27 protein-coding genes and 1 tRNA gene are annotated in these 25510 nt (G+C 68.8%); 13 read left to right on the top strand and 15 right to left on the bottom strand.

All coding sequences use genetic code 11. From position 1 onward, the window contains the following. Nucleotides 1-11: 11 nt before the first annotated feature. The 3 genes from ACO6VK_RS08800 to ACO6VK_RS08790 form a co-directional block, all read right to left on the bottom strand. Entirely contained in the window at nt 12-140 is a 129-nt protein-coding gene (locus ACO6VK_RS08800) for a hypothetical protein (protein ID WP_422506502.1), read from the bottom strand. 131 nt (nt 141-271) lie between these two features. Then, nucleotides 272-1219: a DMT family transporter gene (locus ACO6VK_RS08795; RefSeq protein WP_422506501.1), complete on the bottom strand. Its 948-nt coding sequence runs from the start codon at nt 1217-1219 to the stop codon at nt 272-274. Between the two features lie 72 nt (nt 1220-1291). Then, a complete protein-coding gene (locus ACO6VK_RS08790; protein WP_422506500.1) occupies nt 1292-2023 on the bottom strand; it encodes an AraC family transcriptional regulator in 732 nt (243 codons plus the stop codon). 118 nt (nt 2024-2141) lie between these two features. Here ACO6VK_RS08790 and ACO6VK_RS08785 point away from each other — a divergent pair, with 118 nt between their 5' ends. Next, nucleotides 2142-2621, top strand: a complete 480-nt coding sequence (locus ACO6VK_RS08785; protein ID WP_422506499.1) for a GNAT family N-acetyltransferase — start codon at nt 2142-2144, stop codon at nt 2619-2621. A gap of 7 nt (nt 2622-2628) precedes the next feature. Here the strand turns inward: ACO6VK_RS08785 and ACO6VK_RS08780 are convergent, their stop codons facing one another. Continuing rightward, on the bottom strand, nt 2629-2916 hold the full coding sequence (locus tag ACO6VK_RS08780; RefSeq protein ID WP_017356220.1) for a hypothetical protein: 288 nt from the start codon (nt 2914-2916) through the stop codon (nt 2629-2631). 218 nt (nt 2917-3134) lie between these two features. Between ACO6VK_RS08780 and ACO6VK_RS08775 the strand changes: the two genes are divergently transcribed. Next, nucleotides 3135-3392: a hypothetical protein gene (locus ACO6VK_RS08775; RefSeq protein ID WP_422506498.1), complete on the top strand. Its 258-nt coding sequence runs from the start codon at nt 3135-3137 to the stop codon at nt 3390-3392. Between the two features lie 69 nt (nt 3393-3461). Here the strand turns inward: ACO6VK_RS08775 and ACO6VK_RS08770 are convergent, their stop codons facing one another. Both ACO6VK_RS08770 and ACO6VK_RS08765 read right to left on the bottom strand, forming a co-directional pair. Continuing rightward, a complete protein-coding gene (locus ACO6VK_RS08770) occupies nt 3462-3911 on the bottom strand; it encodes a PA2169 family four-helix-bundle protein (RefSeq protein ID WP_422506497.1) in 450 nt (149 codons plus the stop codon). Nucleotides 3912-4115: 204 nt separating this feature from the next. After that, entirely contained in the window at nt 4116-5333 is a 1218-nt protein-coding gene (locus ACO6VK_RS08765) for a hypothetical protein (protein WP_422506496.1), read from the bottom strand. Between the two features lie 184 nt (nt 5334-5517). Between ACO6VK_RS08765 and ACO6VK_RS08760 the strand changes: the two genes are divergently transcribed. Together ACO6VK_RS08760 and ACO6VK_RS08755 are read left to right on the top strand one after the other, a co-directional pair. Next, nucleotides 5518-5862, top strand: a complete 345-nt coding sequence (locus tag ACO6VK_RS08760; protein ID WP_422506495.1) for a hypothetical protein — start codon at nt 5518-5520, stop codon at nt 5860-5862. A 250-nt stretch (nt 5863-6112) separates the two neighbouring features. Then, entirely contained in the window at nt 6113-6685 is a 573-nt protein-coding gene (locus ACO6VK_RS08755; protein ID WP_422506494.1) for a DUF6265 family protein, read from the top strand. Between the two features lie 15 nt (nt 6686-6700). Here ACO6VK_RS08755 and ACO6VK_RS08750 read toward each other — a convergent pair whose 3' ends face one another. Continuing rightward, nucleotides 6701-7186 (bottom strand): hypothetical protein, encoded by a 486-nt coding sequence (locus tag ACO6VK_RS08750; RefSeq protein WP_422506493.1) that lies wholly within the window; start codon nt 7184-7186, stop codon nt 6701-6703. Between the two features lie 138 nt (nt 7187-7324). Between ACO6VK_RS08750 and ACO6VK_RS08745 the strand changes: the two genes are divergently transcribed. Beyond that, nucleotides 7325-7717, top strand: a complete 393-nt coding sequence (locus ACO6VK_RS08745) for a surface-adhesin E family protein (protein ID WP_422506492.1) — start codon at nt 7325-7327, stop codon at nt 7715-7717. 6 nt (nt 7718-7723) lie between these two features. Here the strand turns inward: ACO6VK_RS08745 and ACO6VK_RS08740 are convergent, their stop codons facing one another. Further along, the gene (locus ACO6VK_RS08740; RefSeq protein ID WP_422506491.1) at nt 7724-9103 is read right to left on the bottom strand and encodes a DUF1214 domain-containing protein; all 1380 of its coding nucleotides are present in this window, start codon (nt 9101-9103) and stop codon (nt 7724-7726) included. 287 nt (nt 9104-9390) lie between these two features. On the opposite strand from ACO6VK_RS08740, the gene ACO6VK_RS08735 reads away from it, so the two are divergent. Then, on the top strand, nt 9391-10905 hold the full coding sequence (locus tag ACO6VK_RS08735) for a DUF1254 domain-containing protein (RefSeq protein WP_422506490.1): 1515 nt from the start codon (nt 9391-9393) through the stop codon (nt 10903-10905). Nucleotides 10906-10938: 33 nt separating this feature from the next. On the opposite strand, the gene ACO6VK_RS08730 is transcribed toward ACO6VK_RS08735, so the two are convergent. After that, nucleotides 10939-11015: transfer RNA gene (locus ACO6VK_RS08730), tRNA-Arg, on the bottom strand. A 126-nt stretch (nt 11016-11141) separates the two neighbouring features. Continuing rightward, nucleotides 11142-11987 (bottom strand): 3-deoxy-8-phosphooctulonate synthase, encoded by an 846-nt coding sequence (kdsA, locus tag ACO6VK_RS08725; protein ID WP_422506489.1) that lies wholly within the window; start codon nt 11985-11987, stop codon nt 11142-11144. A 155-nt stretch (nt 11988-12142) separates the two neighbouring features. Between kdsA and ACO6VK_RS08720 the strand changes: the two genes are divergently transcribed. The 6 genes from ACO6VK_RS08720 (at nt 12143) to ACO6VK_RS08695 (ending at nt 18370) form a co-directional block, all read left to right on the top strand. Then, complete coding sequence (locus tag ACO6VK_RS08720) at nt 12143-13675, top strand: aldehyde dehydrogenase family protein (RefSeq protein WP_422506488.1); 1533 nt, start codon at nt 12143-12145, stop codon at nt 13673-13675. Beyond that, complete coding sequence (locus ACO6VK_RS08715) at nt 13675-14475, top strand: SDR family NAD(P)-dependent oxidoreductase (RefSeq protein WP_422506580.1); 801 nt, start codon at nt 13675-13677, stop codon at nt 14473-14475. Before ACO6VK_RS08720 ends, ACO6VK_RS08715 begins: the two co-directional genes overlap by 1 nt. Nucleotides 14476-14565: 90 nt before the next feature. Further along, entirely contained in the window at nt 14566-15336 is a 771-nt protein-coding gene (locus ACO6VK_RS08710; protein ID WP_422506487.1) for a class I SAM-dependent methyltransferase, read from the top strand. 9 nt (nt 15337-15345) lie between these two features. Further along, a complete protein-coding gene (locus ACO6VK_RS08705) occupies nt 15346-16401 on the top strand; it encodes a quinone-dependent dihydroorotate dehydrogenase (protein WP_422506486.1) in 1056 nt (351 codons plus the stop codon). Next, complete coding sequence (gene murB, locus ACO6VK_RS08700; protein ID WP_422506485.1) at nt 16398-17450, top strand: UDP-N-acetylmuramate dehydrogenase; 1053 nt, start codon at nt 16398-16400, stop codon at nt 17448-17450. Before ACO6VK_RS08705 ends, murB begins: the two co-directional genes overlap by 4 nt. Nucleotides 17451-17500: 50 nt before the next feature. Next, nucleotides 17501-18370 carry a DMT family transporter gene (locus tag ACO6VK_RS08695; protein WP_422506579.1) on the top strand — a complete coding sequence of 290 codons (870 nt, stop codon included), beginning with the start codon at nt 17501-17503 and terminating at the stop codon, nt 18368-18370. A 7-nt stretch (nt 18371-18377) separates the two neighbouring features. Here ACO6VK_RS08695 and ACO6VK_RS08690 read toward each other — a convergent pair whose 3' ends face one another. The 5 genes from ACO6VK_RS08690 to ACO6VK_RS08670 form a co-directional block, all read right to left on the bottom strand. Then, nucleotides 18378-19403, bottom strand: coding sequence for a phosphotransferase enzyme family protein (locus ACO6VK_RS08690; protein WP_422506484.1), 1026 nt, complete (start codon nt 19401-19403; stop codon nt 18378-18380). Nucleotides 19404-19484: 81 nt separating this feature from the next. Continuing rightward, the gene (locus ACO6VK_RS08685; protein ID WP_422506483.1) at nt 19485-21677 is read right to left on the bottom strand and encodes an AAA family ATPase; all 2193 of its coding nucleotides are present in this window, start codon (nt 21675-21677) and stop codon (nt 19485-19487) included. Then, the gene (locus ACO6VK_RS08680) at nt 21674-22978 is read right to left on the bottom strand and encodes a hypothetical protein (RefSeq protein ID WP_422506482.1); all 1305 of its coding nucleotides are present in this window, start codon (nt 22976-22978) and stop codon (nt 21674-21676) included. The genes ACO6VK_RS08685 and ACO6VK_RS08680 overlap by 4 nt, the downstream gene beginning before the upstream one ends. A 9-nt stretch (nt 22979-22987) precedes the next feature. Then, nucleotides 22988-23512 carry a hypothetical protein gene (locus ACO6VK_RS08675; RefSeq protein WP_422506481.1) on the bottom strand — a complete coding sequence of 175 codons (525 nt, stop codon included), beginning with the start codon at nt 23510-23512 and terminating at the stop codon, nt 22988-22990. Nucleotides 23513-23680: 168 nt separating this feature from the next. After that, entirely contained in the window at nt 23681-24460 is a 780-nt protein-coding gene (locus ACO6VK_RS08670) for an NAD(P)H-dependent oxidoreductase (protein WP_422506480.1), read from the bottom strand. Between the two features lie 83 nt (nt 24461-24543). Between ACO6VK_RS08670 and ACO6VK_RS08665 the strand changes: the two genes are divergently transcribed. Continuing rightward, nucleotides 24544-25443 carry a LysR substrate-binding domain-containing protein gene (locus ACO6VK_RS08665; RefSeq protein ID WP_422506479.1) on the top strand — a complete coding sequence of 300 codons (900 nt, stop codon included), beginning with the start codon at nt 24544-24546 and terminating at the stop codon, nt 25441-25443. Nucleotides 25444-25510: the final 67 nt, after the last annotated feature.

Here is a 25510-nt window from a genome sequence, read left to right as displayed (position 1 = left end):
GTTTTCGGAAATTACGCGAAGACGACGGGCCGCACCAGGCGAGTGGTGACGGTGGTAATGGTGGTGGTACCGGCGGCCATGACCGGGCGACCCGCGGAGGCGGGAAGCGGCGTCGAGGCGGTGGCGATACGCAGGTCCATGCGTCAAGAAAACTACGCCGGCCCGGGCCCTGTCAAGTGCTGCGTTGCAAAAAAACCGATGCAGGCAACGCCGCGCAACATCGGCGAAACGGTTGCGAATGTGACCATCCTTGCGCCGCGCGGCTTCGGGCTCAGCCGACGTGCTCGGCCACCGCCCGTGGCGGCCGATGCGCATGCGCGCACAGCAGCACACCGGAGACCAGGCAGACGATCGCCACCGTCTCCATGTGGGTGGGCCAGCGTTGCTGCCAGGCAAATCCGTACAGCAGCGCGAACAGGGTTTCGAACACGATCATCTGCCCGGTCAGCGTCAGCGGCAGATGCCGGCTGGCCCGGTTCCAGCACGCATTGCCCAGCACCGAGGCCACCACCGCCACACCTGCGCTGATCAGCCAGAACAGGCCCCACTGTGCCGGCGGATGCGCCGGCGTGCCGGCGAAGAAGGCGGTGGGCACCAGCAGCAGCGCCAGCGCGCCAGTGGCAACACCGGTCAGCAGCGACCAGTCGTGGCCACTCAGGTCGGGACGACGCGCCAGCCAGCGGCTGTTGCCAATGGAGTACACCGCCCACGAGAACAGCGCCCCGACCGCACACAGCAGCCCCAGCAGACGCTGCGCGGCCGATCCCTCCGCGTGCTCGGCCAGCAGCGCTTCATAGCCGACCAGCGCCACCCCGCACAGGCACAGCAGCAGCGCCGGCGCCAGCCTGCGCAGCGGCACCGCACCCTCTTCGCGTACGCCGGCCAGGGTGACCACCACCGGAATCAGGCCGACAATCAGCGACGCCGCCGCGCCACCGGCCCACTGCACCGCCGTGGCCAGCAGCAGGAAATACACCAGGTTGCCGGCCAGGCTCAGCCACAGCAGGCCGCGCCATTCGGCCATGCCCAGCCGCCCGCGCAGCTGCCGCCAGCGTGGCGCCAGCAGCACCACCGCAATCAGCCCGTATACCAGGTAGCGGCCTGCCGACAGCTGGTCGGCCCGGAAGCTGGCCAGCATCGCCGGCGCCAGAAACACCACGCCCCACAGCGCACCGGCCGCGATGCCATTGGCGATACCCCATCCGATCGATCGATTCATGCGCCTGTGACGGCCCTGCAGGTTCTGGACGCGGCAGTGTAGGGAAGCCGCCCCTGCCCGTCTTGACCGGAACTACTGCCGCGCGTTGCGCCGCACGTCGGTTGGCGTGACACCACACTCGCGGCGCAACGCACGGGTCAGCGCACTCTGTTCGGAGTACCCCGCCTGCACCGCGATCTGGGCAATGGGGAGGTCGCTTCCGGCCAGCTGCGCACGCGCCCAGCGCAGCCGGCTGGCCGCCACCCAGGCCTGCGGCGTCAGATCGAACGCCTCACGGAACAGCGCATGCAGCCGGCTGCCGCTGACCCCGGCCTGCGCCGCCATGCGTGCGACCGGCCATGCCTGCCCCGGCTCGGCATCGATGCCGGCGCACAAGGCATGCAGGCGTGCGCGCCCGCCGGCCCGCCCGAACGACTGCAGCAGCAGCGGCAGGCCGCGGTGCGCCACCGCGTCATCCACCCGCCCCTGCGCATCGGCCAGCGCAACGGCCTCGTCCACCAGCGCGCGCACCGGCCGCGACAGCACCACCAACGGCTGACTCCGCCAGCGTTGCAGGTCGTCGTCGTCCAGCAGCGCCTTCGGGCAGTCCACGATCAGGAAGCGGTTGTCACCCCGCGCGCATTGCGCATGTCCCGCATCAGGCACCACGCAGGCGCCCAGCACCCGGTCCAGCATGACGCCCTTGCCTTCCAGCTCGAACGCCAGATCGCCGCGCACCGGCAGCACCCATTGCAGGAAGTCGTGCCGGTCCACGCTCGAGGTGGCGCCGTAGCTGCGGAGATGGAAGGCGGGCGAGGCGGACATGGGGAACATCGAAGGGCGGCACGCCCCAGTGTGGGCGCGGCGGCGGCAGGGCGCAAACGGCGGCGGTGCGCGTGGGGCCCGGTGCTATAGTCGGGCGGCCATTCATGCAGGTGCCACGATGCAGTTCCATGCCCTCAGTGAGCATCCCGAATGGATGCCCCTCCTCGCCCAGTGGTACTTCGACACGTGGGGGTGCCATGTGCCGGGGCACACGCTGGCCGATGAGCAGCAACGTCTTGAGGTTTTCCTGCAGGCAGACGAACTGCCGCTGCTGCTGGTCGCGGTGGACAACGACGTCCCCGTGGGCGCCGCGCAACTGAAATTCCACGAACGCACCGAGCGTCCGGAACGCCTGCATTGGCTGGGCGGCGTGTACGTGGCACCGTCACACCGTGGCACCGGTCTGGCGGCAACGCTGATCGACGCGCTGGTGGTTCGCGGTACGCCGCTGGGCGTGCGCGATCTCTACCTGCAGACCGAGGTCGACGATGGCGGGCTGTATGCCCGGCTCGGATGGCAACCGCTGGAATCAACCCGCCATGCCAGCGGCGTGCCGGTGCGGATCATGTGGCGCCCCCTCGTCACGGACGCCGGCTGAGGCCGGGTCAGCGGAAGCGCACCGGCTGCGGTGCCGGGCGATCGGCCAGCGAGCCCAGGGTGAAGGTGTAACCGGCTTCTTCGAGCAGTTTGCGCATGCGCAGTTCGGCCCGCTTGGGGTAAGCCAACGAGGTCGGCGCATGCAGGGCATAGGACGTGGATTTGCCCGGCAGCGACTCACGCGACACCGAGGACTGGTTCGTCTCGCACGCGTTGGACCACAGGTCCATCAGCGCCTTGGGTCCGATGGATTGATTGTTGCCAAGACGAAGCGTCAGCCAACGCATGTGTTCCATAGGGGATCCAAAACGGTCTCTGGTTTTGAGTATGCACCAATTCCCCCACCCCCGTACGCCACCGTCGGTGACGCCCCGCTATCCGCTTTCCGACAGTCGTTGTTCATGAACACGGGGCAGGCACAGGATTCGGACGGGCGGTAGTTGCAACGCGTCCGCCAGCGACGCACAGTGCGCCACGCCGCCCCCGCGGCTGCCCCTGGATACGATGTGCCGCCATGCCCGCCACTGCCCACCAGCAAGCGGAATTCCAGTTCGCGCGCGAGTCGCTTGCCCGGCTCTGGCGCAGCGATGCGCGCCTGGCCGAACGCTGGGCGCGCTACGATCTGATTCGTGAACACCTGGTGCGGCAATGGCCTGCAGATGCCACCCGGATCGACTGCATGATGCTCGACTGGGTCTGTGCGCTGCGCCACCCGGAACCGGCGGCCGATGCGACCGCCACCGTTCGTGCCGACCCGAACTGCGCCAAATGAAAACGCCCCGGCAAGCCGGGGCGTTCTCGTTGGACAGGCCGCCATGCGGGACGGCGGCCGCCCGTGTGGTCAGCGCTTCATCGCATGCTTGCGGTCGCGCATCACGGCGTGGCATTCCTGCACCTGCGGCAGCAGGCGCTGCACCTGGTCGCGCGCGGCCGGCGGGGTGTCCGCGTCGGTCAGGGCATCCTTGAAGGCCTTCAGCAGGCGGTCCTCGGATTCCTCCAGCTCGGCGACATAGCCGTACTGCTTGTCACCCAGCGTGGCGCGCACCTTGCCGTAGAACTGCTGCATGCTGCCGACGAACGTACCGTGATCGGCAGGCGTGCCACCGGCGGCCAGCACCGTGGTGCTGAGGGCGCGCACGATCTCGTCCTTGACGCCGGCAATGCGGGTGAAGAGCGCCGCCAGCTCGGCGTCTTCGACCTTCGACGCCGCTTCGGTGTAGAACGTCTTGCCATCGCGGGCAATCTCGATGAGGTCGTTCAAGCTGTGCGTGGTCTTCGATTCAGTAGTCACTGCGGTGTACTCCAGTCTGTTCCGGGAAGCCCGTGGTGTTGCTCGGGTGGAATGACTTTTCCGCATTGCGGATGATGCCCGCGTGACACGAAAATTCTGCGATTCAGCCACGTCGTCGCATCGTCTGGAGGATGTTCACGCAGCGTGCTGGACGTGTGTTCGCCGCCTCCACGCGGCGGCGAACACGTCGGTGTCCAGCGCGGACTACAAGCCGCGAAGGCCCAGTGCGGACACCCGGCCAAACGGCATCACCGTCAGCCTGTCGCAGTTGCCCGCACCGACGCCGGTCCACTTGGCGGACTTGACGATGCCGTAGCCGGAGTTCTGCCAGAACACCGCTGCACCGCTGTCGCCGCCGGTGCAGGACAGGGAAGTGCCCTCCACCCGCACCCAGTCCGGGTTGCAGACGATGGTGGCGCCGCAGGTTCCTTCCGGCACGTGCGTCACCGACACCACCTGGCCGCAGCTGTAGCCGGACACCGCACCACGGAAACACAGATTGGTGTTCTCCATCGGTGCCGCGTACAGGAACATGATCGAACGCTTGCCGTACTCGCTGTTCGAGCTGCCGAACACTTCCTGTGTCACGCCGTGTGGTGCGGGAATGCTGTGCCACTGCACGTCGTGACTCCCATCGAAGATGGCGTTCTGGAACGTCAGCGGGAAACTGACTTTGGTGTTGTTCTGCGTACTGCCGTAGTTGCCGTAGATCAGCGCGTCCGGGCAGTGCGCGGCGGTGATGATGCCCCGCGTATTGGTGGCCTTGTGCAACACGGCAAAGCCGGTGGTGCAGTAGTCGTTGTTGTTCTGCAGTACCGCACCGCCGCTGGCGTCGGAGGCGTTGCGCTCCCTGCCCTGCGAGTGCTCCAGCTCCACCTTCAACCCGGACGCGCGCTCGATCTTCGGCAGCACGCGCGCATAACGGGCTGCCTCGTCGGCATTGCCTTCGATGCTCACCACCACGCGGTTGTCGCCCGCGAAGCCGGTGATGCCCGAGACGCCCGGGATCAGGCTGCGGATCAACGGGGCGCTGTCCTTGAGCCGTGTGCGGAACTCCTCCTGGGTAAACACGCGTCCGACACGGAACTCGACCCGCGTCTGACCGCTGGCGGTCTGGATCACCCGCGGCGGCACCGGACGATCACCCGTGAGATCCACGCGGATGTACTGATCGGGCGAATCCATCAGCCGGATCGCGGTGAAGCGCTCGGCGAACTCGCCCTGGAGATTCTCGCTGAACGGGGCCAGCTCGGCCTGTACCTGCAGCCGGCGCACGGCCTCGTCCATCGTCACGCGGTCGTGGCTGGCCATGTAGGCCTTCACCGCCACCGCCAGTTCCTCGTCCTTGTCGGCGTCCTGCGCAGCGGCCGCTCCCGACCCTGCCACACCCGCCACCATCAACAGCAATGCCATCCGTTTCATCTGAAGTCCTCTCATGATGTTGTCATGAGGCCCACGGCGGCGCCGCAGGCCTCGTGAAACTGCACCTTCATGTGCAGCAGAGAGAACCTATCACTCGCTCCAGATGTGAAATGGGGCATCAATTGCAGAACGGGCCATTCACGCTACTCGGGCATCCCGGCCCAACAGCGCGTACCATGCTGGCATGACCACACCCGATCCAGACCGCAGCGCCCCGCGCCTGCTGGGCTTCGACGTGCCTGATCTTCAGGCCGATGTCGATCCTGCCGAAGACGAGGCCATCACCGCGATGCTGGACATCGAGCCCTCGGAGCCCTGGCTGCGGGTCTTCGACCGCCAGGTGGAAGCGCTCAAGGGCGAACTCGGCCTGGCCGGCGTGCTCGTGTCGGGGCGGACCCTCCGCTTCTACGGCTCGGTCGCCGACAGCCGCCGTCTGGCCAACGAGGTCACCCGGCTCATCCACGACGTGACAGCGGAACTACGTGGCAACGAGCGCATGCGCGCCGACGCGCACGCCCGTCGCGATTAAGCGGCGCGCGACCGTAGCGCGTGCGGCGCCGGCGGCGGCTCGCCGGGCGGCTCCTCGCGCGGGGGCTGAGTGGGCGGCGGATCGCGCTCTGGCGGCACCTCGGTAGGCGGTTCCGCCGGTGGCGGATCCTGGCGTATCGGTTCTTCAACCGGCGCCGGGGGCGCGGTCGGCGCCTGGCCCGGCGACGGGACCTGCGCAACAACATCGAGGGTACGCATGCGCGGGACTCCTGCAGAGGGAGCCACCGAGCATGGCCCTGGCCATGTCAACGAAGGGCGAGGACACCGCCACGGCAGTACACTCCTGCGAACGGCCCGCAGGAACACCGACCATGCGCAGGATGCTGCTCACCCTTGGATTGCTCGCATCCACCGGCGCCGCGACGGCCGCGCCGGAAACACCGGACCTCGACCGTCTCGCCTGGCTTGCCGGCTGCTGGACACGGGATGGCGCCGAGACCGGCAATGGCGAACAGTGGAGCGTGCTGGCCGGGGGGACCATGTTCGGCATCGGTCGCACGGTGAAGAACGGCAGGACGGCGGGCTTCGAGTTCATGCAGCTGCGTCGGCGGGACGACGGCGTGCTGACCTTCGTCGCCTGGCCGGGCGGACAGGACCGCACCGAGTTTGCGTCGATCCGGATCAGCGGCGACGAAGCCCGCTTCGAGAACCTCGACAACGATTTCCCGCAGCGCGTGATCTACCGCCGCGACGGCGACACACGCCTGCTGGCGCGCATCGAAGGCGCCATCGGCGATGCCGGCAAGGCCGTGGATTTTCCCATGACCCGCGTCGCCTGCGACACCGCGCCGCTGCCGCGCTGACGTCGCGGCGGAGAGTCACTCCATGCCGGTCAGCGTCAGCTGCATCATGGTCTCTTCCGAAGGCGCGCTGTAGTCGAGCGCATAGCGCAGCTCGACCCGGAACATATCCTCCGACGCGGTCAGCCGGGTGAACCGTGCGGTGCCCGACCAGGCATCCACACCGGTGTTGCCCAGATACCCCACGATGCGCTGCCCCTGCAGGCAGCTGAGCGTGCGGTTGACGTTGTACTCCATGAACTCGGTGGACGTGTTGTCCATCAGCCAGGCGCAGAACCGCGTGGCCGCGAGGTCGCCCTCGGCATGCGTGCAACGCTTGTAATGGTTGACCATCCAGACCCCACCGCGGACCAGCTCCACCGAGCTGGATTGTCCGGGCGACAGCCCCTCTCCCCACGCATCGATCTGCGTGCACACCGCGTTGTCCGACGCCCTCGGACCGGTCGCGCACGCCGCCAGCAGCAGGCAGGCCGCGCCCAGCACACCGCCCTTGAATCGGATCATGAGCCACTCCCTGACCGGATCGGGGAAGAGTGCCACGCGCGGCCTGGAATGCAACCGCGCTATCATTCCCGCCGATTCCGTCGCCCGCAATGCACAGGCCAGGTGGCCAGGGAGCGCGGCGGCGATACAGGGGGCAACATGAAGAAGTACGCAATGATCGCGAGCCTGATGCTGAGCGCATCGGTGACCGCAGCAGACGACGGCGAGCGCTGGCTGACGATCGGCGAGGCATCCGGCGGCACGACCTTCGCGGTCGACCGGCAGACCCTGCAGGCCCGCGGCGACGCGGTCACCGCGTGGGTGAAGTTCACCTACGCCGGCCCACCGCCTGCCGGTGTCCCGGCCGATGCCGGCTACATGAACACGCAGCTGCGGTTCCAGTGCGAGGCCAGGACCGTGGCGATCCTGTCGATGGTGGTCTATTCGCCAGACGGGAAGCATCTGGCCGATACCCACTCTCCGTCACCGCCCTCGCCCGTCATTCCGGACAGCGTGAACGAACGGATCTGGTCGGTGCTCTGCAAGCCGTGAGCCGCGCTACGGTGCCTGCCTGACCACCGGAGGCGGGTAGTAGCTCCCGTCCTTGACGCCCCCTTTCGGGCCGTAGAACCGGAAGGTCAGCCGGTAGTCCTGCCCCTTCGGGGTGGGCAGCCAGTTGGGATCGGGCGCGTCCTTCGGCCTGTCCGCCGCAAAGTACAAGGTCAGTGAGCCATCCGGGCTGAATTTCAGACCGGACTCGCGGTTGAGCAGGAAGCGGTTCTGCGGGTTGGGCAGCACGCGGGCGAAGCGCGGGTCCACGGCAATCACCGACCAGAAGTAGTCGGCGAAGCGGGACGGCAATGCGTCCTTCGGGAAGGTCATCGTGTAGACGTGGTCACCATTGAGCTGGGTGTTGGTGCCATCGAGGTTCCCCTTGAAGTACACCACCTCGTCGAACTGGTTGGCCCAGATGCCGCCCAGGTTGATCAACGTCCGCCCGAGCCAGTCGTTGCCATAGGACCCGGCCACGGACGGGCGCACCCAGCCATTCTTCAACGTGCCGTGCCCGATCGTGGCCGATGCCTTGGCCAGGTCGGCATGCGCCTTCCCGCGGACGACCTGGTCCACGCGGGCGCGCTCTGCCGGATCACCGATGGCCTGGGCAATGGCGCGCACGTTGGCCGCCACCGCGTCCATGCCAGGGCTGAGATCACGCTCGCTGTCCAGTACCGCGACCGCGTTGTCGAAAGCCTCCACCCCGGGCAGGTGCTGCGGGTCGAAATCGGCAATGGTCGGCAACACCGGCGGTGGCGGTGTGCCGGTCGGGCGCAGGGCGAACCTCTCCTGCAGTGCGACGGCCTGCGCCCAGTCGTCGCCCAGCTCCACGCGGGCGAGCATGCGCAGATAGCGCGCCGGGACATCCACACGTACCACGTCCGCCGGCAGGTTCACCGCCGCGCCGTCCAGACAGACCGCAAACTCGCCCCAATCGCGCGCGGGCTGCGTGCGCGCGTTGATGTTCGCCAGCGTTTCGCCCCAGCCATTGAGAAACTGCACGGTGTAGTAGCGGCCGGTGATCTTCGGCACGGTGACTACCGTGCAGCTGGTGTCGTCGAGCGCGACCCACGCTTCGGAATAGGCCACATCCAGATTGGGGTTGGGCCACTCCACGGCGCCGGGCTTGCGATGGACGATCGCGTTCCATTTCATTCCCTCGGCCAGGTCGAGCTTCTGCTGGCGAAGTACCAGCAGCCGCCCCAGCACGTAGATCCAGGCATCGCTGATGTCCTGGTCGGTGTAGGTCGGCACGGTGGCAGGTGGCGCTCCGGCAGGTGGCGCGGCATCGGTGGCAGGGGTGGACACGGGGCTGCGGCGGTCGCAACCGGACAGCGCAAGCGATGCGGCGACGGCCAGGCAGATCCAGACAATGCGCTTCATGGAGACGGTCCTTTGCGGCACCACGACGGGGGCCAGGTCGGGCATGACGTCATTAGGCAGGGGCGTGGCCGGCGTGCGCCACCAGGAGACTACCGAGGCACGGCCAGTAAACGTACTGCCCGGCACCGCCCGACGCCGGGCGTTAAGTAGAACTACTGGGCCCTTGCCACGAAGGAGTGCGGTAGCAATGTGCCGAGCCGTCTTCCACGCTGTGGACCAAGATGGCCTACGTGGCGACGTCGGCAGTGAGCGTCATCCTTCGTCAATGACAACCGCGGAGCACCGGCATGGCCAGCAACCCGACATCCAGCACCCCGCCCGCAGCACACGACGCCCAGGTGGGCGCGTTCTCGCCTGCGCACCCGACCCTGAAGAACGGCGCCGGCGTGCCGGCACGCATCGCCAGCGAGCACTACGCCGACGCACTGGCACGGGTGGTCTACATCTGGGGCCACCCGCTGGTGAACACGTTCCGCCGCACCAGCACCTGGGCGCTGATGAAGGGCCACGGCCCGGGCATGGCAATGGGCCTGTTTCCGGGCTCGCCCAAGAACCACATGGGCTACGTGGACGACTACCTGCCCGCCGCCCAGCGCAAGGTCGTGACCCCCAACAACGACACCATCTACGGCGCCTGTTTCGCCGACCTCGGCGAGGAACCGATCGTGGTCCAGACGCCGCAGGACGTGCCGGGCGGCCACTACTGGACCATCCAGATCGTCGACGCCTTCACCACCGTCATCCACCAGCTCGGTTCTGCGTCGGGCACTCCCGCGGGTAAATACCTGCTGGTAGGTCCAGACTGGCAGGGAGACGCCCCGAAGGACGTCAGCGCGATCCTGCGCTCACCGACCGATGTCGCGGTGGTGATGGCGCGCAGCTTCGCCGCGCATACGGCCGAGGGCAAGGCGCAGGCGCGGGCCGTGCTCAACCAGATGGGCGCTACCCCGCTGAGCGAGGATCAGGGCCAGCGGCGCCAGTTCGACTGCGAGGCAAGCGCGCGCAACAAGGTGTATCCGCCCCATCTCAACGCCGAGATCCTCGCCGCCGACCCGGACCTGCTGCGCGAGCGTCCGGTCCACGGTGAAACCTTCTGGGACGACCTGGGCCGGGCGCTGGACGCCAACCGGCAGGTTGGCCCCTACGACGCCCCGATGGCCGAACAGGCGCGTGTGCTGCTCGCGCTGCGCGAGCGCGATCCGGCCTGGCGCGCCCTGCTGGACCGCATCGTGCTGGTGGCCGACGCCGAGCTGTTCGCGGGCGCGCGCTACGAGCAGGTCGGCACGCCCGCCGGCAATGGCTGGCAACGCCAGACCAACAGTGGCCGCTGGGGCAGTGACTGGCTGAGCCGTGCGCAGGCGGCGGTGATCTACATCTACGTCAACGATTTCACGGAGTCGGCCTATTTCATCCGCGGCACCGATGCGGAGGGCGCACTCCTCAACGGGCGCTACCGCTACACCATGCGTTTCGACAAGGACCAGCTGCCGCCGGTAGACCGCACGCGCGGCGGCTTCTGGTCGCTGACCATGTATGACAAGGACTACTACATGCTGCCGGACAGCCCGAACGGCCGGCACAATATCGGCACGGTCAATCTGGACGCCAACGAACTGCAGTTCGGCGACGACGGCTCGCTGACGCTGGTCCTGTCCAGCGATGAACCCGGGAATGCGGACGAAAAAGCCAACTGGCTGCCCGCGCCGCGCGATGTGTTCGCGCTGATCGTGCGTGCGTACGTGCCGAATGACGCGATCCAGAACGGGCGCTATACGCTGCCGGATGTGGTGCGACAGGGGTGATGCTGCGTCTGGCGAGCACCAGCGCGCCGTAGATGGTGACCCCGGCCCGATTCGAACGGGCGACCTTCCCCTTAGGAGGGGGACGCTCTATCCAGCTGAGCTACGGGGCCATGTACGGCGCGGAAGGTACCGCAACGCCGCAGGCTGCACGCGGCATGGTGCGCGTGCAGCCGTAAAGGATACCCACATTCAGCGACAGGACCAAGGCCGTCGCCGCGCGGCGGGCGTGCGCGGGATCAGCGGATGTCCAGTTCCGGGAAGCCCTTGACCAGCTCGTCCAGCGCCTTGATCTGGGTCAGGAACGGCTCCAGCGCGGCCAGCGGCAGCGCACTGGGGCCGTCGCAGCGGGCGTGGTCCGGGTCGCGGTGGGCTTCCAGGAACAGGCCGGCCAGGCCCAGCGCCATGCCCGAACGAGCCAGTTCGGCCACCTGGCGGCGGCGGCCGCCGGACGCCTCGCTGCCGGCGTCGCGGCGCTGCAGGCTGTGGGTGACGTCGAAGATCGCCGGCAGGCCGCCGGTGGATTCGATCATTTCGCGGAAGCCCAGCATGTCCACGACGAGGTTGTCGTAGCCGAACTGCGCACCGCGCTCGCACAGGATGATCTTCTCGTTGCCCGCCTCGCGGATCTTGGACACGATGTGGGTGATCTGGGTGGGGCTGAGGAACTGCGGCTTCTTGATGTTGACCGCACGGCCGGTCTGCGCGATGGCCACCACCAGGTCGGTCTGGCGCGCCAGGAACGCGGGGATCTGCAGCACGTCCACCACCTCGGCCACCGGGGCGGCCTGGGCCACTTCATGGACGTCGGTGATCACCGGCACGCCGAAGCGGCGCTTGACCTCCTCGAAGATGCGCAGGCCTTCGTCCAGGCCGACGCCACGGAAGGACTTGATCGAGGAGCGGTTGGCCTTGTCGAACGACGCCTTGAACACGTACGGGATGCCGAGCTTGGACGTCACCGTGGTGAAGTGCTCGGCCGCGTGCAGGGTCGAGTCGAGGTCTTCGAGCACGTTCAGGCCGCCAAACAGCACGAACGGGAGACGGTTCCCGACGACAACACCTTCCGCAACGGTAACGTTCATTCAGATTCCTGGGGGCTTGCGAGCTGAGCGCCCATTCTACCGGCTCCCACCGGGGTGCCGGCCAGCGGGCGGCACTACGTTAGAATGGCGGTTCTGCATGCCGCACCCCACCCTGCCAGCGGCTGCGCCCTTTTTGATTCGCAACAGGAGTTTGCATGTCCTCTGACCTGCTCAAGGCCCTCGGCCTCGACGCGACCAACGCTGGCACCTACCTCGGCAACGGCGAGTGGTCCACCGCCACCGACGCCGGCGTGATCACCCCGGTCAACCCGACCACCGGCGAGGCGATCGCCCAGGTGTACGCCACCACCGACGCCGACTACGAGACCATCGTCGCGCGCGCCCAGGAAGCCTTCAAGATCTGGCGCACCACCCCGGCCCCGCGCCGTGGCGAAGCCGTGCGCCTGTGCGGTGAAGCGCTGCGCGCCCACAAGGATGCGCTGGGCTCGCTGGTCGCCCTGGAAATGGGCAAGAGCAAGCCCGAAGGCGACGGTGAAGTGCAGGAGATGATCGACATCGCCGACTTCGCCGTGGGCCAGAGCCGCATGCTGTACGGCTACACCATGCATTCCGAGCGCCCGGGCCACCGCATGTACGAGCAGTACCAGCCGCTCGGCCTGGTCGGCATCATCAGCGCGTTCAACTTCCCGGTCGCGGTGTGGGCATGGAACTCGTTCCTGGCCACCATCTGCGGCGACATCTGCCTGTGGAAGCCGTCCAACAAGACGCCGCTGACCGCCATCGCCTCCATGCGCATCTGCAACGACGCGCTGCGCGACGCCGGCTTCCCGGACCTGTTCTTCCTGATCAACGATGCCGGCACCGAACTGTCGGAGAAGATGGTGGCCGACAAGCGCGTGCCGCTGATCAGCTTCACCGGTTCGACCCAGGTCGGCCGCAAGGTCGCCGAGAAGGTTGCCCATCGTCTGGGCCGCTGCCTCCTGGAGCTGGGCGGCAACAACGCGATCATCCTCGATGAAACCGCCGACCTGAAGCTGGCCATCCCGGGCATCGTGTTCGGTGCGGTCGGTACCGCCGGCCAGCGCTGCACCACCACGCGCCGCCTGATCGTGCACGAATCCATCCATGACGACGTGCTGGCAACGCTGATCAAGGCGTACAAGCAGGTGGAAGGCAAGATCGGCGATCCGACCGACCCGGCCAACCTGATGGGCCCGCTCAACAGCGACGGCGCCGTGCAGCAGTTCCTGGCGTCCATCGAGAAGGCCAAGGCCAGCGGCGGCACCGTCGAAACCGGCGGCACCCGTATCGACCGCGCCGGCAACTTCGTGCTGCCGGCGATCGTCACCGGGCTGAAGAACAGCGATGAGGTCGTGCAGCACGAGACCTTCGCGCCGATCCTGTACGTGATGAAGTACAGCACGCTGGACGAGGCCATCGACATGCAGAACGGCGTGCCGCAGGGCCTGTCCTCGTCGATCTTCACCACCAACCTCAAGACCGCCGAGCGCTTCCTGTCGGCGGCCGGGTCGGACTGCGGCATCGCCAACGTCAACATCGGCACGTCCGGTGCGGAGATCGGCGGTGCGTTCGGCGGCGAGAAGGACACCGGCGGTGGTCGCGAATCCGGTTCGGATGCATGGAAGGTCTACATGCGTCGCCAGACCAACACCATCAACTACTCCGATTCGCTGCCGCTGGCCCAGGGCATCAAGTTCGACCTGTGATCGATTCCGCCGCCAGCCGCGAACCGGCCGGTGGACCGAAGGGTCCGCGCCTGGATTACAGCGGGCGCCGGGTTCTGGTCGCCGGGGGCAGCAAGGGCATCGGGCGGGCGATGGCGCTGGCGTTCGCGTCGGCGGGCGCCCACGTCTCGGTCTGCGCGCGTGGCGAGCCTGGGCTCGCCGCGTTGCAGGCCGACGCCGTGGCGCTCGGCCTGGACCTGCATGCCTGCGTGGCCGACCTGTCGCGGCTGGAGGACATCGGCCGCTGGCTGGAGGACGCCGCCCACGCGCTGGGCGGCATCGATGTGCTGGTCAACAACGCAACCGGTTACGGCATGAGCGACGATGAGGCCGGCTGGGAGGCCAGCCTCACCATCGACCTGATGGCGGCCGTGCGCACCTCGCGGCTGGCGCTGCCCTGGCTGGAACGCGCCGAGCACGCCTGCATTCTCAATCTGGCCTCGATCGCCGCGCAGCAGCCACGCCCCGGCGGCGCGCCGTACGCGGCGGCCAAGGCCGCGCTGATGCACTACACCACCTCGCAGGCGCTGGGGCTGGCGCCGCGCCGGATCCGCGTCAATGCCATCGCTCCGGGGTCGATCGAGTTCGCCGACGGCCTGTGGGCACGGCGGCGCGAGCAGGACCGGGCCCTGTACGACCAGACCCTGGCGCGCATCCCGTTTGGCCGCTTCGGCCTGCCGGAGGAGATCGCCCAGGCCGCGCTGTTCCTGTGCTCGCCGCTGGCGGGCTGGATCACCGGCCACACGCTCAATGTCGATGGCGGCCAGGTCCTGATGGGATGATGGCAGCGCAACGCCTATCATCGTCCCTGGCAGCGCCCCGGGTCTTCGGCGGCCTGGCGCCGCCGGTCGCTCTCCCATGACGAGGTGCCCATGAGCCATTCCGATTCCACCGAACGCTTCAGCAACCGCGTCGCCGACTACGTCCGCTATCGCCCCGATTACCCGCCGGCCCTGCTCGACTGGCTGCACCAGGACATCGGCGTGTCGCCCGATACGCTGGTGGCCGACATCGGCGCCGGCACCGGCATCTCCACCCGCCTGTTCCTGGCCGCCGGCCATCCGGTGATCGCGGTGGAACCCAACGCCGCCATGCGCGCCGCCGCCGAGCAGTGGCTGAGCCCGGACTACCTGCGCCTGAAAGTGGTCGACGGCACCGCCGAGGCCACCACCCTGGCCCGCGACAGCGTCGGTCTGGTCGCTGCCGCGCAGGCCTTCCACTGGTTCGATACCGACGCGGTACGCCAGGAATGGGCGCGCATCCTGCACCCGGGCGGCCTGGCGCTGGTGTTCTGGAATTCACGCCTGCTCGACAGCTCGCCGTTCCTGATCGGCTACGAGCAGCTGCTGCTCGAGTTCGGCACCGACTACACCGCCGTGGCCGAGCGCTACCAGGACGACGACACCATGCGTGCCTGGTTCGGCGAGGGCCTGCGCGGCATCGCGCGGCTGCCCAACGTCCAATGGCTGGACCTGGACGGCCTGCGCGGCCGCCTGCTGTCCTCCTCCTATGCACCGCCCGCCGGTCACCCGCGCCACGCGCCGATGCTCGATGCCCTGCAACGCCTGTTCGACGCCCATGCGGTGGACGGACGGGTAGCCTTTGAATACCAAACCCGTGCCTTCATCGGCACGCTGGACTGACACGATCCCATGTACTCCCTTGCCCGCCCCTTCCTGTTCTCCCTGGACGCCGAACGCGCCCACGGCCTTGGCCTGAGCGCGCTGGAACTGGCCTACCGCACCGGCACCAGCCCGCTGCTGGCCCGCCGCGCCGCGCCCATGCCGACCCCCGCGTTCGGCCTCACGTTCCCCAACCCGGTCGGCCTCGCGGCCGGCCTGGACAAGAACGGCGAGCACATCGACGCGCTGCTGGCGCTGGGTTTCGGCTTCGTCGAGATCGGCACCATCACCCCGCGTCCGCAGGAAGGCAATCCGAAACCGCGCCTGTTCCGGCTGCCCAAGCACCAGGCCATCATCAACCGCATGGGCTTCAACAACCTCGGCGTGGATGCGCTGGTGCGCAACGTCGAACGCGCGCAGCGCCGCCACGGGCTGCTCGGCATCAACATCGGCAAGAACAAGGACACCCCCAACGAGCAGGCGTTCGACGACTACCAGCACTGCCTGCAGAAGGTGTACCCGCTGGCCGACTACATCACCGTCAACATCTCCTCGCCCAACACCGCCGGCCTGCGCGAGCTGCAGGAGGAAACCGCGCTGCGGCAGCTGATTTCGCAGCTGCGCGAAAGCCAGGAAAGCCTGGCCGCAAGGCATGGCAGGCGGGTGCCGATGCTGGTCAAGGTCGCCCCGGACCTGAGCGACCGCGACATCGACGCCGCCGCGCGTGTGCTGGGCGAACTCAAGGTGGACGGCGTGATCGCCACCAACACCACCATCGACCGCAGTGCGGTGGCCGGCGACCCGCGTGCGTCCGAAGCCGGTGGCCTGTCCGGTGCCCCGCTGCTGGGGCAGTCCACCCTGGTGCTGCGTCGCCTGCGCGCGCGCCTGCCCGAGTCGATGCCGCTGATCGGCGTTGGCGGCATCCAGTCCGGTGCCGATGCGGTGGCCAAGATGGCGGCCGGCGCGGCGCTGGTGCAGTGCTATAGCGGCCTCATTTTCCGTGGACCGGAACTGGTGCATGACTGCGTGGAGGCGATCCGTCGCCGCCGCGAAGCCCCCAGCCGCGGCGCGGTGGCCCCCCTGTGATGAGTGCATCGATGCCGGCCTGGACCCTGACTGAAAACGCCTCGCTGAAGGCCCTGAACACTTTCCACGTCGACGCCGTCGCCGCGCAGCTGCTGGAGGTCTTTGAACCCTCGGTGCTGCCGGAGGTGCTGGCCCTGCCGCAGGTGGCCGGGCAACCGCTGCTGGTCCTTGGCAGCGGCAGCAACGTGCTGATTGCCGGCGATGTGGCCGGCACCGTGCTGGTGTTCGGCAACCGCAACATCGAGATCCTCGAACACCGCGCCGACCACACCGTGGTCCGTGCCGGCGCCGGCGTGAACTGGCACGGGCTGGTGATGTGGTCGCTGCAGCAGGGCCTGTCCGGGCTGGAGAACCTCGCGCTGATCCCCGGCACCGCCGGCGCCAGCCCGATCCAGAACATCGGCGCCTACGGTGCGCAGGTGGGCGAGTTCATCCAGGCGGTGGACGCATGGGACCGGGTCGAACAGACCTGGGTGCGGCTGGATACCGAGGCCTGCCGCTTCGGCTATCGCGACAGCGTGTTCAAGCACGAACCGGACCGTTACCTGATCACCTCGATCGAGCTGCGCCTGCCGCTGCTGCACGAACTGCGGCTCGGCTACGCCGGCATCGGCGAGGAGATGCAGGCGATGGGCGTGGAGCTGCCGGTGGCGGCCGATGTGGCCAATGCGGTGATCAACATCCGCCGCCGCAAGCTGCCCGACCCGGACGTGCTCGGCAATGCCGGCAGCTTCTTCAAGAACCCGGTGCTGCCACTGGAGCAGGTGGAGGTGCTGTTGCAGCACTACCCCGAACTGCCGGTGTTCCCGGCCGACCAGGACGACCGCCGCAAAGTGTCGGCCGCCTGGATGATCGAGACCTGCGGCTGGAAGGGCTACCGCGACGGCGACTCCGGCGTGGCACCCAGCCATGCGCTGGTGCTGGTCAACTACGGCGCCGCCAGCGGCGAGCAGCTGCTGGCGCTGGCCCGGCGCATCTCCGCCTCGGTGCTGGAGACCTTCGGCGTGCCCATCGAACCGGAACCCCGGCTGATCGGCGCCCAGTGGTGAGCCCGCCGGTTGCGCTGCACGCGCCCACGCCCGCGCGTGCGGCGCTGCTGATGCTCGGCAGCACCCTGGCCTTCGGGCTGATGGCCGTGGCGATCCGCTATGCCACCCGCTACGTGCCCACCCAGGAGGTGGCGTTCTTCCGCAACGCCTTCGGCCTGCTGGCGCTGTTGCCGATGCTGATCCGCCCGGGCCGGTCGCCGTTGCAGACCCGGCAGTTGCCGCGCTACTTCCTGCGCAGTGCGATCGGGCTGGCCTCGATGCTGTGCGCGTTCTGGGCGATCGGCCACCTGCCGATGTCGCAGGCGATCTCGCTGTCCTACTCCACCCCGTTGTTCGTCACCATCGCTGCCGTGCTGTGGCTGGGCGAGACGGTGCGGATACGGCGCTGGGCCGCGGTGATCTGCGGCTTCATCGGGGTGTTGATCATCGTCCGCCCCGGCTCGGCAGGCTTCACGCCCGGCACGCTGGTCGCGGTGGCGGCGGCCGTGCTCAGTTCGCTGGTGGCGATCCAGATCAAGCAGCTCACCCGCGTGGACAGCGCCGATACCGTGGTGTTCTACACGTATGTGTTCTGGGTGCCGTTGTCGCTGGTGCCGGCCCTGTTCGTGTGGACCTGGCCGACCGGGATGGCATGGGTGTGGCTGGCCGCCACCGGCGTGATGGGCACCATCGGGCAGCTGCTGTGGACGCGTGCGCTGCGCCTGGGCGAAGTGTCCGCACTGACCCCGATCAGTTTCATGCAGCTGCCGCTGGTGAGCCTGTTCGGCTGGCTGCTGTTCAACGAAACGCTGGACCGCTACACGGTGATCGGCGCCGGCATCATCCTCGCCGCCAATGCCTATATCGCGCACCGTGAAGCGGTGCTGGCGCGCCGCGCCGCCAGCCAGGCGGCCACCTCGGCAGCAACGCCGGGCGAGTAAGCGCGCTTCAGCCCACGGCCGCCTGCCAGCTGCGCGCGGCCGCATCCACCACGTTGCCGGCCGCGAACTGCTCGGCCATATAGCGCAGCGCCTGCCGCCGCTGCGCCGGCGGCCGCGCGGTGGCGCCCGGTTCGAGCAGCAGGTCGTGGAATTCCTGCACATCGTGCAGGATCCGCCAGTGCCGGTAATAGGCCAGCCAGCGCCGGTCGATGACGGTCTCGCCATACCCCGAGGCGAAACCCGGCGGGTCCTCGCGGCCCCAGCGTCCGCCGACCGCCGCGCCCATGAACATCAGGTCGCGCTCGCGCGGCGCCATCAGCATGCCGTCCCAGTCGATCAGGCACAGCCGTTCGTCCGCGCAGACCAGTACGTTGCCCGCATGCAGATCGGCGTGGCACAGCACCCGCGCCGGGCGACCGATGAGCCGGCCGCGCAGGGTCACGCAGTGCTGCCAGACCTCCAGCAGCCGCAGGCGGTACTGCCGCCACAGCGCGAGGTACTCGCTGCCCAACGCATCGGGTACCAGGCCGGGATCACCGGCCCGGTGCAGCCACGCCCCCACCCGCTCCACCGCCGTGTCGTCATCGAAGCTCGCCTGTGCCAGCGTCGCCGCCAGCGCGCACGGCAGGCGCGTGTCGTGCAGGCGGCGCAGCACCTGCCCCAGCCGTTGCCATTGCCGCTGCGACAGCGCGACCTCGAACCCGGACGGGGCATCCACATAGGGAAACAGCGTCCATTGCAGGCCGCACACGTCCAGTGCCGGGCGACCGGTGCGGGTGGGTTGCGGGGCGACGATCTCGGTGATGCCCGCGGTGTAGCGCAGATGCTGCAGCACCTTCCAGACGCCATCGTCCACCGCGTGCCGGCGACACTTCAGCCACCACTGGCCGCCGCCCGGCGTCGCCAGCTGATAGACCGTGGCGCCGGCATCGGCGCCGGCCGGACGCTGCACGACCGATTCGACCTGCACGCCGTAGGCCTGCGCCAGCACCTCGCCGATCTGTGTTGGAGACACTTCCTGCGGATGCAGCATCCATCCTCCGGCGATCGATCAGTCTCAACTATCGCAGAATCGGCAGGTCGCACACAGCGGCGCCGGTCACGAAGTGGCGCGTCATCCCAGCGCGGGGGAGCCCGCCATCGTCTGCAGTTCCCGCTGCAGCAGCGCTACCACTTCCTCATGCTGGAACTGGGTGACGAACAGCGGCACCGCGAACACGAACTGCACGCCGTCGTCCTCGCGCCGGATCACATACGCCAGCTGCAGCCGTGCCAGCGCGCGCCGCAGCTGCTCCGGGTCCACCTGCACGCCGGCTGCATCGAACACCGACAGCAGCGCGGTCAACGATGTAGCGCGCACGCCTGCCGTGGCCAGACGCGCACTGGCCAGGTGATAGACCACGATGCGGTCGATCCGGCACGCCAGCGGGTCCGGGCTCAGCCGCGCCCACCCGGCCAACGCATCGAACACCGGCTCGGCTGCCAGCGCGGCATGCAGCTGGGCGCTGTCGATCAACCGCTGGCCGCGCTGCAGTTGGGCCAGCAGCTGCTGGCAGACGATGGCCACCAGGTTGGCGCGCCGGCCGCAGGCAGCCACCAGCTGCCGCGGCAGGTCCGGCTCGGCGAAGTGGACGCCCAGGCGTGCCATCGGCGTGGTCGCCAGTGCCTGGCACGCGGCGTCTTCCAGGCCGCCCACATGGATCACCTCGCCGAAATTGCGCAGCGGCGAGGCGAAGTCCAGCGTGACCGCCTCGTACAGATCCCAGAAACCGGCCAGCATGAAATGGCAGCGCCCCTCCTCGCTCAGCGCGCGCAGCGCCGCCAGCTGCGGGTAACCCGCCTGCGCCTCATGGCGCAGGAACAGGTCGGTCTCGTCGATCAGCAGCAGCACCCGCCGGCCACCGGCGCGCGCGGCCAGCGCCGCCACCAGCGCATCGATACCGGTGGCCTCGGGCACGCCGAGCTCCAGTGCCAGGCGCACGGTCAAGCGGTGATCGCGCAGCGACAGATAGCAGCAGTAAACGCGCGGATGGTCGACGAAGCGACGCTCAATCGCCTTCATCAGACTGGTCTTGCCCAGTTGGCGACCGCCGACCAGCAGGTAGTTGCCCGGCTCGCGGTTGAGCACGCGTGCCAGCAGGGTTTCGCGCCCGAAGAAGGCCGCCGGCCGGGTGATGCCGCCGTGGGTCTGGTAGGGCGAAATGCGCGTTGCCTGCAGTTGCCGGGCCAGCAGGGCCACCAGCCCGTCCAACGCGGCGGGCTGCAGCAGCCAGCGTGTCTGCGCCGCCTGGTCCAGGCACACGCACAGGTTCACCGGATCGTCGGCGTAGGCCATCACGGCCGGCTCCACCGCCAGCGACGGGCTCACCACCAGCACCACGTCCTGTCCATTGGGCATCCCACGCAACTGCCGTACCAGCGCGTCGCCCGACAACGCCGGGTCCGGCAGGTACAGCCACAGGCGCTCCAGCGCCAGCGGCAGGGCGGGCGGCAGCGTCCACTCGCGGACCTCGCCGGGCAGCGTCCAGCCCGGCGCCGGTGCGTCAACGGCGCCGATCCGCGCCGCCAGTTGTGCGGCACGCTGGACCGGCGCCGCATCGACATGGCGCAGTGCCTCACGCCACCGCACGCTGGCCACACCGGCATCGCCGAGCACCCGCCCACGCAGACGCAGCCAGCCCAGCTGCCGGTCCAGCCGGGGCAGCTGCTGCAGCGGCTGGGCCAGCAGTGCCCGCGGTTCGCGCACGATCGTGGCCACGGCAGGCCGCAACCGCCACCACATCAGCGCGGCGGCCAGCAACGCCGTCAATGCCAGGCCAAGCAGCAACGTCAACCACTGCACGATCGTCCACGGCGCGCTGGCCTGGCAGTTCGGCGGCAGCCACCGCGACGGGGGCGACGGGTCACCCGGCTGGCAGCTCCAGTGCTGCGTCTTCGGGTCCAGCCGCTGTTCGATCACCGTGCCGGGCAGCCCGGAACGCGCCGGGAAACGGTCGGTGTAACGGAAACGCAGCACCCACGGCGCCGGCAGCTCCGCGCGTACGGTCGCCTCGGCAGGATCGTGGACACCCGGCACGCTCACCTGCGCGGGCCACTGCTCGTGCATCAGCCAGTAGGTCAGCGCTTCCTCGCGCAGGAACATCATGTCGATGTTCGCCTGCTGGATGAGCATGAGCGCGTCGCGGTCACGCTGCATCCGCCATCCCGCCCAGGGATTGAGCCACGGCGCGAACAGCAGGCTGACCACAAACCAGGTGCCCGCCGCGATCAGCAGCAGGCGCCACAACCGCCATCGGGGCAGGCTCATGCCGGCACATCCTCCAGCGAATCGATCACCTGCCGCACGGCACGACGGATCGCACCGCAGCGCCACTCAAGCCAGCTGCCCTGCCCGTGCCCCTGCGCCTGCACCCGCGGCGCCAGCAGGTTGTGCCAGTACAGCTGACGCAGCAGGGGATCCACCAGGTATGGGCGCGCGGGCGCAATCTGGTCGCGCTGTAGCCAGCCGCCGATCGCTGCGCGTGCGGCGCCATCGCGCAGCAGCGGCAGCAGCGCGTCCCACAGCCGTGGGTGGCCAGACAACTGTTCCTCAAGCTGCGCATCACTGGGCGGCGCAGCGGGATCGGCCAGCAGCACCAGTGCCGCCTGCGCCAGCAGCGGATGGCCACCGGAGACCTGCAGCGCGCGGGCGAGCACGGTGTCCGGCAACGCAGTACCGGCGCGGCGCAGGTCGGCCACGCTCAATTCCGGCCAGGTTTCGCTGGCTGCGATGTTGAGCAACGAGAGGTCGCCGCCCTGGTACTTGAGATCGGCCAGCGCCGCGCCGCCGCAGATCAGCAGGTGCAGCTTGCCGCTGTACATTTCGCTCAGGCTGCGCAGGATGCCCGCCAGCACATCGCGCGGGCCGGGGGCGCCCTGCTCGAAGCGGCTGACCAGGCAGAACAGCGCACCGGGCTGCTGGAGGCGCTGCGCCAGCGCCGCTTCAAAGCCGGCATCGGTGGTTACCCCCTCCAGCCCGCACTGCGCGGCCAGCGAGGCGAAATAGTCCTGGTCTCCCTCGCCGGCGCGGAACGGCGGCTGCAGGTGCAGCACCCGCCCGCTGCCGTACCGTGCCGCAGCTTCGGCCAGCATCGCCGCGCGCTCGGGCGGCTGGCCCCAGTGCGCCTGGGTCAGCAGCAGGGCCACCGGATATGGCCGCAGTTGCTGCAGGCGGTCGAACAGGCCCACCACGGTCTCGGGAATCTGCACCGCCGGCAGTGCACTGGCCGCCGCGTCCGCGACGGCCGCCTCGGCCGGAAATTCCGGCTCGAAGCCCGCCGCCTGGAGCAGGCCGTTGCTCTCCGCTTCGGTCAGCCGCAGGTAGTTGGCGCAGGCCAGCACGCGGTCGCGGTGACGGCGGCTGGGCAGCGACGCGCCCGAGCGCCAGTTGTTCACCGCCTCGCGGCTGATGCCGATCTCGCTGGCCACGCCGCCGGCACTGGCCCGGATCCGGCGCATGTGGCGGGACAACAGGTCCGCGAATTCCGGAGCGGGCATGGCGGGCGACCAGAGCAGGAAGGAGTCGGCCAACTTACCCGGCCCGGTTCGGCTGTCAACCTGTGCAGTCATGGCCGCGGCTCAGCCTGCCGCAACCGGCGTTGCATGGCGTACGAACAGGCGGCGGGTCACCAGCAGGTGCACCAGAAACGCGAGGCAGGCCAACATCAGCAGCGCGCCCACCAGCCGCCCCAGCACCGCGCCGAGGCCCTGCTGCGCCTGCAGGCGTTCCAGGCGTTCAAAACGCGCCGGCGCGCTGCGGGCGTAGGCCACGGTCACCTGCGGTGCGTCGCCCAGGTAAGGCGCGGCGTTGTCTTCGCTGGTGTCGAAATGACCGATGTACGGCACGCCATCGACGTCGAAGGCGTAACGGAAGCGGTAGGTATGCGAGACCCGCCCCTTGTGCCGCTTCTCGTCGATAGTGTCCAGCGTGACTGGCGCCTGCACGGTCACCGCATCCTTGAGGATGGCCTGGGCCTGAAAGTGGCCGCTCAAGGCGGAAGACGCGAACACGGCCACGAGCACCACGTACGCTGCGGCGCACAGCCAGCGTGATGCACGCACCAGGCGGGCGTGGGCGGTATCGGAAACAGGAATGCTGATCATGACGCTCCCCAGGAATGGCGCGCGATGGCGCGGACGCACCGGCTGCGACATGCACCGGTGTCGGGGAGAAAGTCTGCGCGGTGCGGCTGCGCGCTTGAACCGCCAGCCCGTCAAGACGCGACGCGCCACGCTTGACGATGCGTCAAGTGCGGCGCGCCCCACCCACGATCACGGCGCGAGGTGGACGCCCATGCCGGTCTCGCCGTCGGCCAACCCGGCGCGCAGTTCCAGCGCCGGAATCGCATAGTCGCCGCCGTTCTGACGGCGGTAAGGAAGGACAGCGTCGGTGGCCAACCCATCCAGCCGGCGGCCCAGCGCATCCAGCACGGCCGGGTACGTCGAGGCATCGACGCGGCTGGTGCGGTAGATGACATGCGGCGGCAGCACATCGAAACCGGGATAGAACAGAATCCCGTGCTGGATCGGGAACAGCAGGTCGTCGATCGGACCGTTGATGCCGCGCGGCCCATAGTGGGAAGCCCAACCGCCGGTGGTCACCACCAGCATCGCGCGCTTGCCGCTCATGGCACCTTCACCATAGCGATCGCCCCAGTGCCGGTCGGAGTGCTCGCCCACGCCGTAGGCGAACCCATAGGCGTACACCCGGTCCACCCAGCCTTTCAGAATCGCGGGCATCGAGAACCACCACAGCGGAAACTGCAGGATCACCGCATCGGCCCAGCGCAGCTTGTCCTGTTCGGCGGCGATGTCGGCGCTCTGCCGCCCGTTGGCGTACGCCTGGCGCGAATCCAGCGACGCATGGAAAGGCGCCGCCGGGTCGCGCCCGACATGGTCGTCGGCATCGAGCGGCGCCTTCCAGCGCATCGCGTACAGATCCGACACCTGCACGGTGTGCCCGGCCTGCTGCAGGCGGGCAACGCTGAAGTCCCTGAGCGCGCCGTTGAGCGAGGTGGGTTCTGGATGGGCATGGACAAGCAGGACGTTCATGGGAACTCCGTGGAGGGAATGCCCCCACGGTAGGCGCGGCGCGCTTATAGTGAAAATGAATTTCCGCAATTCGGGCCATTGCTATGGACAATACCCTGCGTCGCATCGACCTCAACCTGCTGATTACCCTGCAGGCGCTGCTGGAAGAACAGAACGTCACCCGCGCCGCGGCGCGGCTGCACCTCGCGCAGCCGACCGTGAGTGTGCAGTTGGCGCGGCTGCGCGCGGTGTTCGACGATCCGCTGCTGCTGCCCGCCGGGCGCGGCATGCGCACCACCACACGTGCCGAGGCACTGCGTGCGCCGCTGGCCGACGCCCTGCAGGCCCTGGCGCGTGCGGTTGCGCCCACGCGTCCCTTCGACCCGGGCCAGGCGCGCAACACCTGGCGGGTGATGGCGTCCGACTACGGCGAATCGACCGTGCTGCTGCCGGCCCTGCCCGGCCTGCGGCAGGCGGCGCCGGGCACACGGCTGGCCGTGGTCGAGCTGGCGCCGCAGCGCATGGTCGAACGCGCCGAGCGCGGCGAGATCGACCTGGCCTTCCATATCGCCGCAGACGCACCGCCGGTCCTGCACCATCGGCCGCTGTTCACCGAGCGCTACGTGCTGGCCGGCCGCCGCGATCACCCACGCCTCAAGCGACGCCCGACGCTCAAGCAGTTCTGCGCGCTGGAGCATGTGATCGTCTCGCCGCAGGGCGGCGGGTTCCACGGCAGCACCGACGACGCGCTTGCGGAAGCCGGTGCCCAGCGCACGGTCGCGCTGTCGGTGCCGCACTTCCTGTTCCTGCGCAGCACCCTCGCGCGCACCGACATGGTCGCGATGGTGCCCGAACGCCTGGTCCTCAACGATCCTGCGCTGCGCGTGGTCGAGGCGCCCGTCGAGGTTCCCGGGTACCAGATGGTGATGCTGTGGCACGAGCGGGTGCATCGCGATCCGGCACATCGGTGGCTGCGCGAGCAGATCGCGGCGGCGGTGGCGTAGCGGTCGCCACACAGGCCGACCCCTGACCGCCCCGCCAGCGCATATTGCGACGCGTCATGTAAACGGT

The sequence above is a fragment of the Stenotrophomonas sp. GZD-301 genome, from assembly GCF_049310345.1.
Taxonomy (GTDB): domain Bacteria; phylum Pseudomonadota; class Gammaproteobacteria; order Xanthomonadales; family Xanthomonadaceae; genus Stenotrophomonas.
This window is presented reverse-complemented; position numbering and strand designations above follow the sequence as displayed.

Excerpts from the sequence above, each read along its gene's own strand:
- ACO6VK_RS08670 (WP_422506480.1), bottom strand. The coding sequence starts at position 24,460 with ATGAACGTCCTGCTTGTCCATGCCCATCCAGAACCCACCTCGCTCAAC.
- ACO6VK_RS08775 (WP_422506498.1), top strand. The coding sequence starts at position 3,135 with ATGCCCGCCACTGCCCACCAGCAAGCGGAATTCCAGTTCGCGCGCGAG.
- ACO6VK_RS08745 (WP_422506492.1), top strand. The coding sequence starts at position 7,325 with ATGAAGAAGTACGCAATGATCGCGAGCCTGATGCTGAGCGCATCGGTG.
- ACO6VK_RS08765 (WP_422506496.1), bottom strand. The coding sequence starts at position 5,333 with ATGAAACGGATGGCATTGCTGTTGATGGTGGCGGGTGTGGCAGGGTCG.
- ACO6VK_RS08750 (WP_422506493.1), bottom strand. The coding sequence starts at position 7,186 with ATGATCCGATTCAAGGGCGGTGTGCTGGGCGCGGCCTGCCTGCTGCTG.
- ACO6VK_RS08695 (WP_422506579.1), top strand. The coding sequence starts at position 17,501 with ATGCTCGGCAGCACCCTGGCCTTCGGGCTGATGGCCGTGGCGATCCGC.
- ACO6VK_RS08710 (WP_422506487.1), top strand. The coding sequence starts at position 14,566 with ATGAGCCATTCCGATTCCACCGAACGCTTCAGCAACCGCGTCGCCGAC.
- ACO6VK_RS08665 (WP_422506479.1), top strand. The coding sequence starts at position 24,544 with ATGGACAATACCCTGCGTCGCATCGACCTCAACCTGCTGATTACCCTG.
- ACO6VK_RS08680 (WP_422506482.1), bottom strand. The coding sequence starts at position 22,978 with ATGACTGCACAGGTTGACAGCCGAACCGGGCCGGGTAAGTTGGCCGAC.
- ACO6VK_RS08760 (WP_422506495.1), top strand. The coding sequence starts at position 5,518 with ATGACCACACCCGATCCAGACCGCAGCGCCCCGCGCCTGCTGGGCTTC.
- ACO6VK_RS08735 (WP_422506490.1), top strand. The coding sequence starts at position 9,391 with ATGGCCAGCAACCCGACATCCAGCACCCCGCCCGCAGCACACGACGCC.
- ACO6VK_RS08675 (WP_422506481.1), bottom strand. The coding sequence starts at position 23,512 with ATGATCAGCATTCCTGTTTCCGATACCGCCCACGCCCGCCTGGTGCGT.
- ACO6VK_RS08690 (WP_422506484.1), bottom strand. The coding sequence starts at position 19,403 with ATGCTGCATCCGCAGGAAGTGTCTCCAACACAGATCGGCGAGGTGCTG.
- ACO6VK_RS08740 (WP_422506491.1), bottom strand. The coding sequence starts at position 9,103 with ATGAAGCGCATTGTCTGGATCTGCCTGGCCGTCGCCGCATCGCTTGCG.
- kdsA (WP_422506489.1), bottom strand. The coding sequence starts at position 11,987 with ATGAACGTTACCGTTGCGGAAGGTGTTGTCGTCGGGAACCGTCTCCCG.
- ACO6VK_RS08705 (WP_422506486.1), top strand. The coding sequence starts at position 15,346 with ATGTACTCCCTTGCCCGCCCCTTCCTGTTCTCCCTGGACGCCGAACGC.
- ACO6VK_RS08800 (WP_422506502.1), bottom strand. The coding sequence starts at position 140 with ATGGACCTGCGTATCGCCACCGCCTCGACGCCGCTTCCCGCCTCCGCG.
- ACO6VK_RS08780 (WP_017356220.1), bottom strand. The coding sequence starts at position 2,916 with ATGGAACACATGCGTTGGCTGACGCTTCGTCTTGGCAACAATCAATCC.
- ACO6VK_RS08790 (WP_422506500.1), bottom strand. The coding sequence starts at position 2,023 with ATGTCCGCCTCGCCCGCCTTCCATCTCCGCAGCTACGGCGCCACCTCG.
- ACO6VK_RS08720 (WP_422506488.1), top strand. The coding sequence starts at position 12,143 with ATGTCCTCTGACCTGCTCAAGGCCCTCGGCCTCGACGCGACCAACGCT.
- ACO6VK_RS08755 (WP_422506494.1), top strand. The coding sequence starts at position 6,113 with ATGGCCCTGGCCATGTCAACGAAGGGCGAGGACACCGCCACGGCAGTA.
- ACO6VK_RS08795 (WP_422506501.1), bottom strand. The coding sequence starts at position 1,219 with ATGAATCGATCGATCGGATGGGGTATCGCCAATGGCATCGCGGCCGGT.
- ACO6VK_RS08785 (WP_422506499.1), top strand. The coding sequence starts at position 2,142 with ATGCAGTTCCATGCCCTCAGTGAGCATCCCGAATGGATGCCCCTCCTC.
- ACO6VK_RS08685 (WP_422506483.1), bottom strand. The coding sequence starts at position 21,677 with ATGAGCCTGCCCCGATGGCGGTTGTGGCGCCTGCTGCTGATCGCGGCG.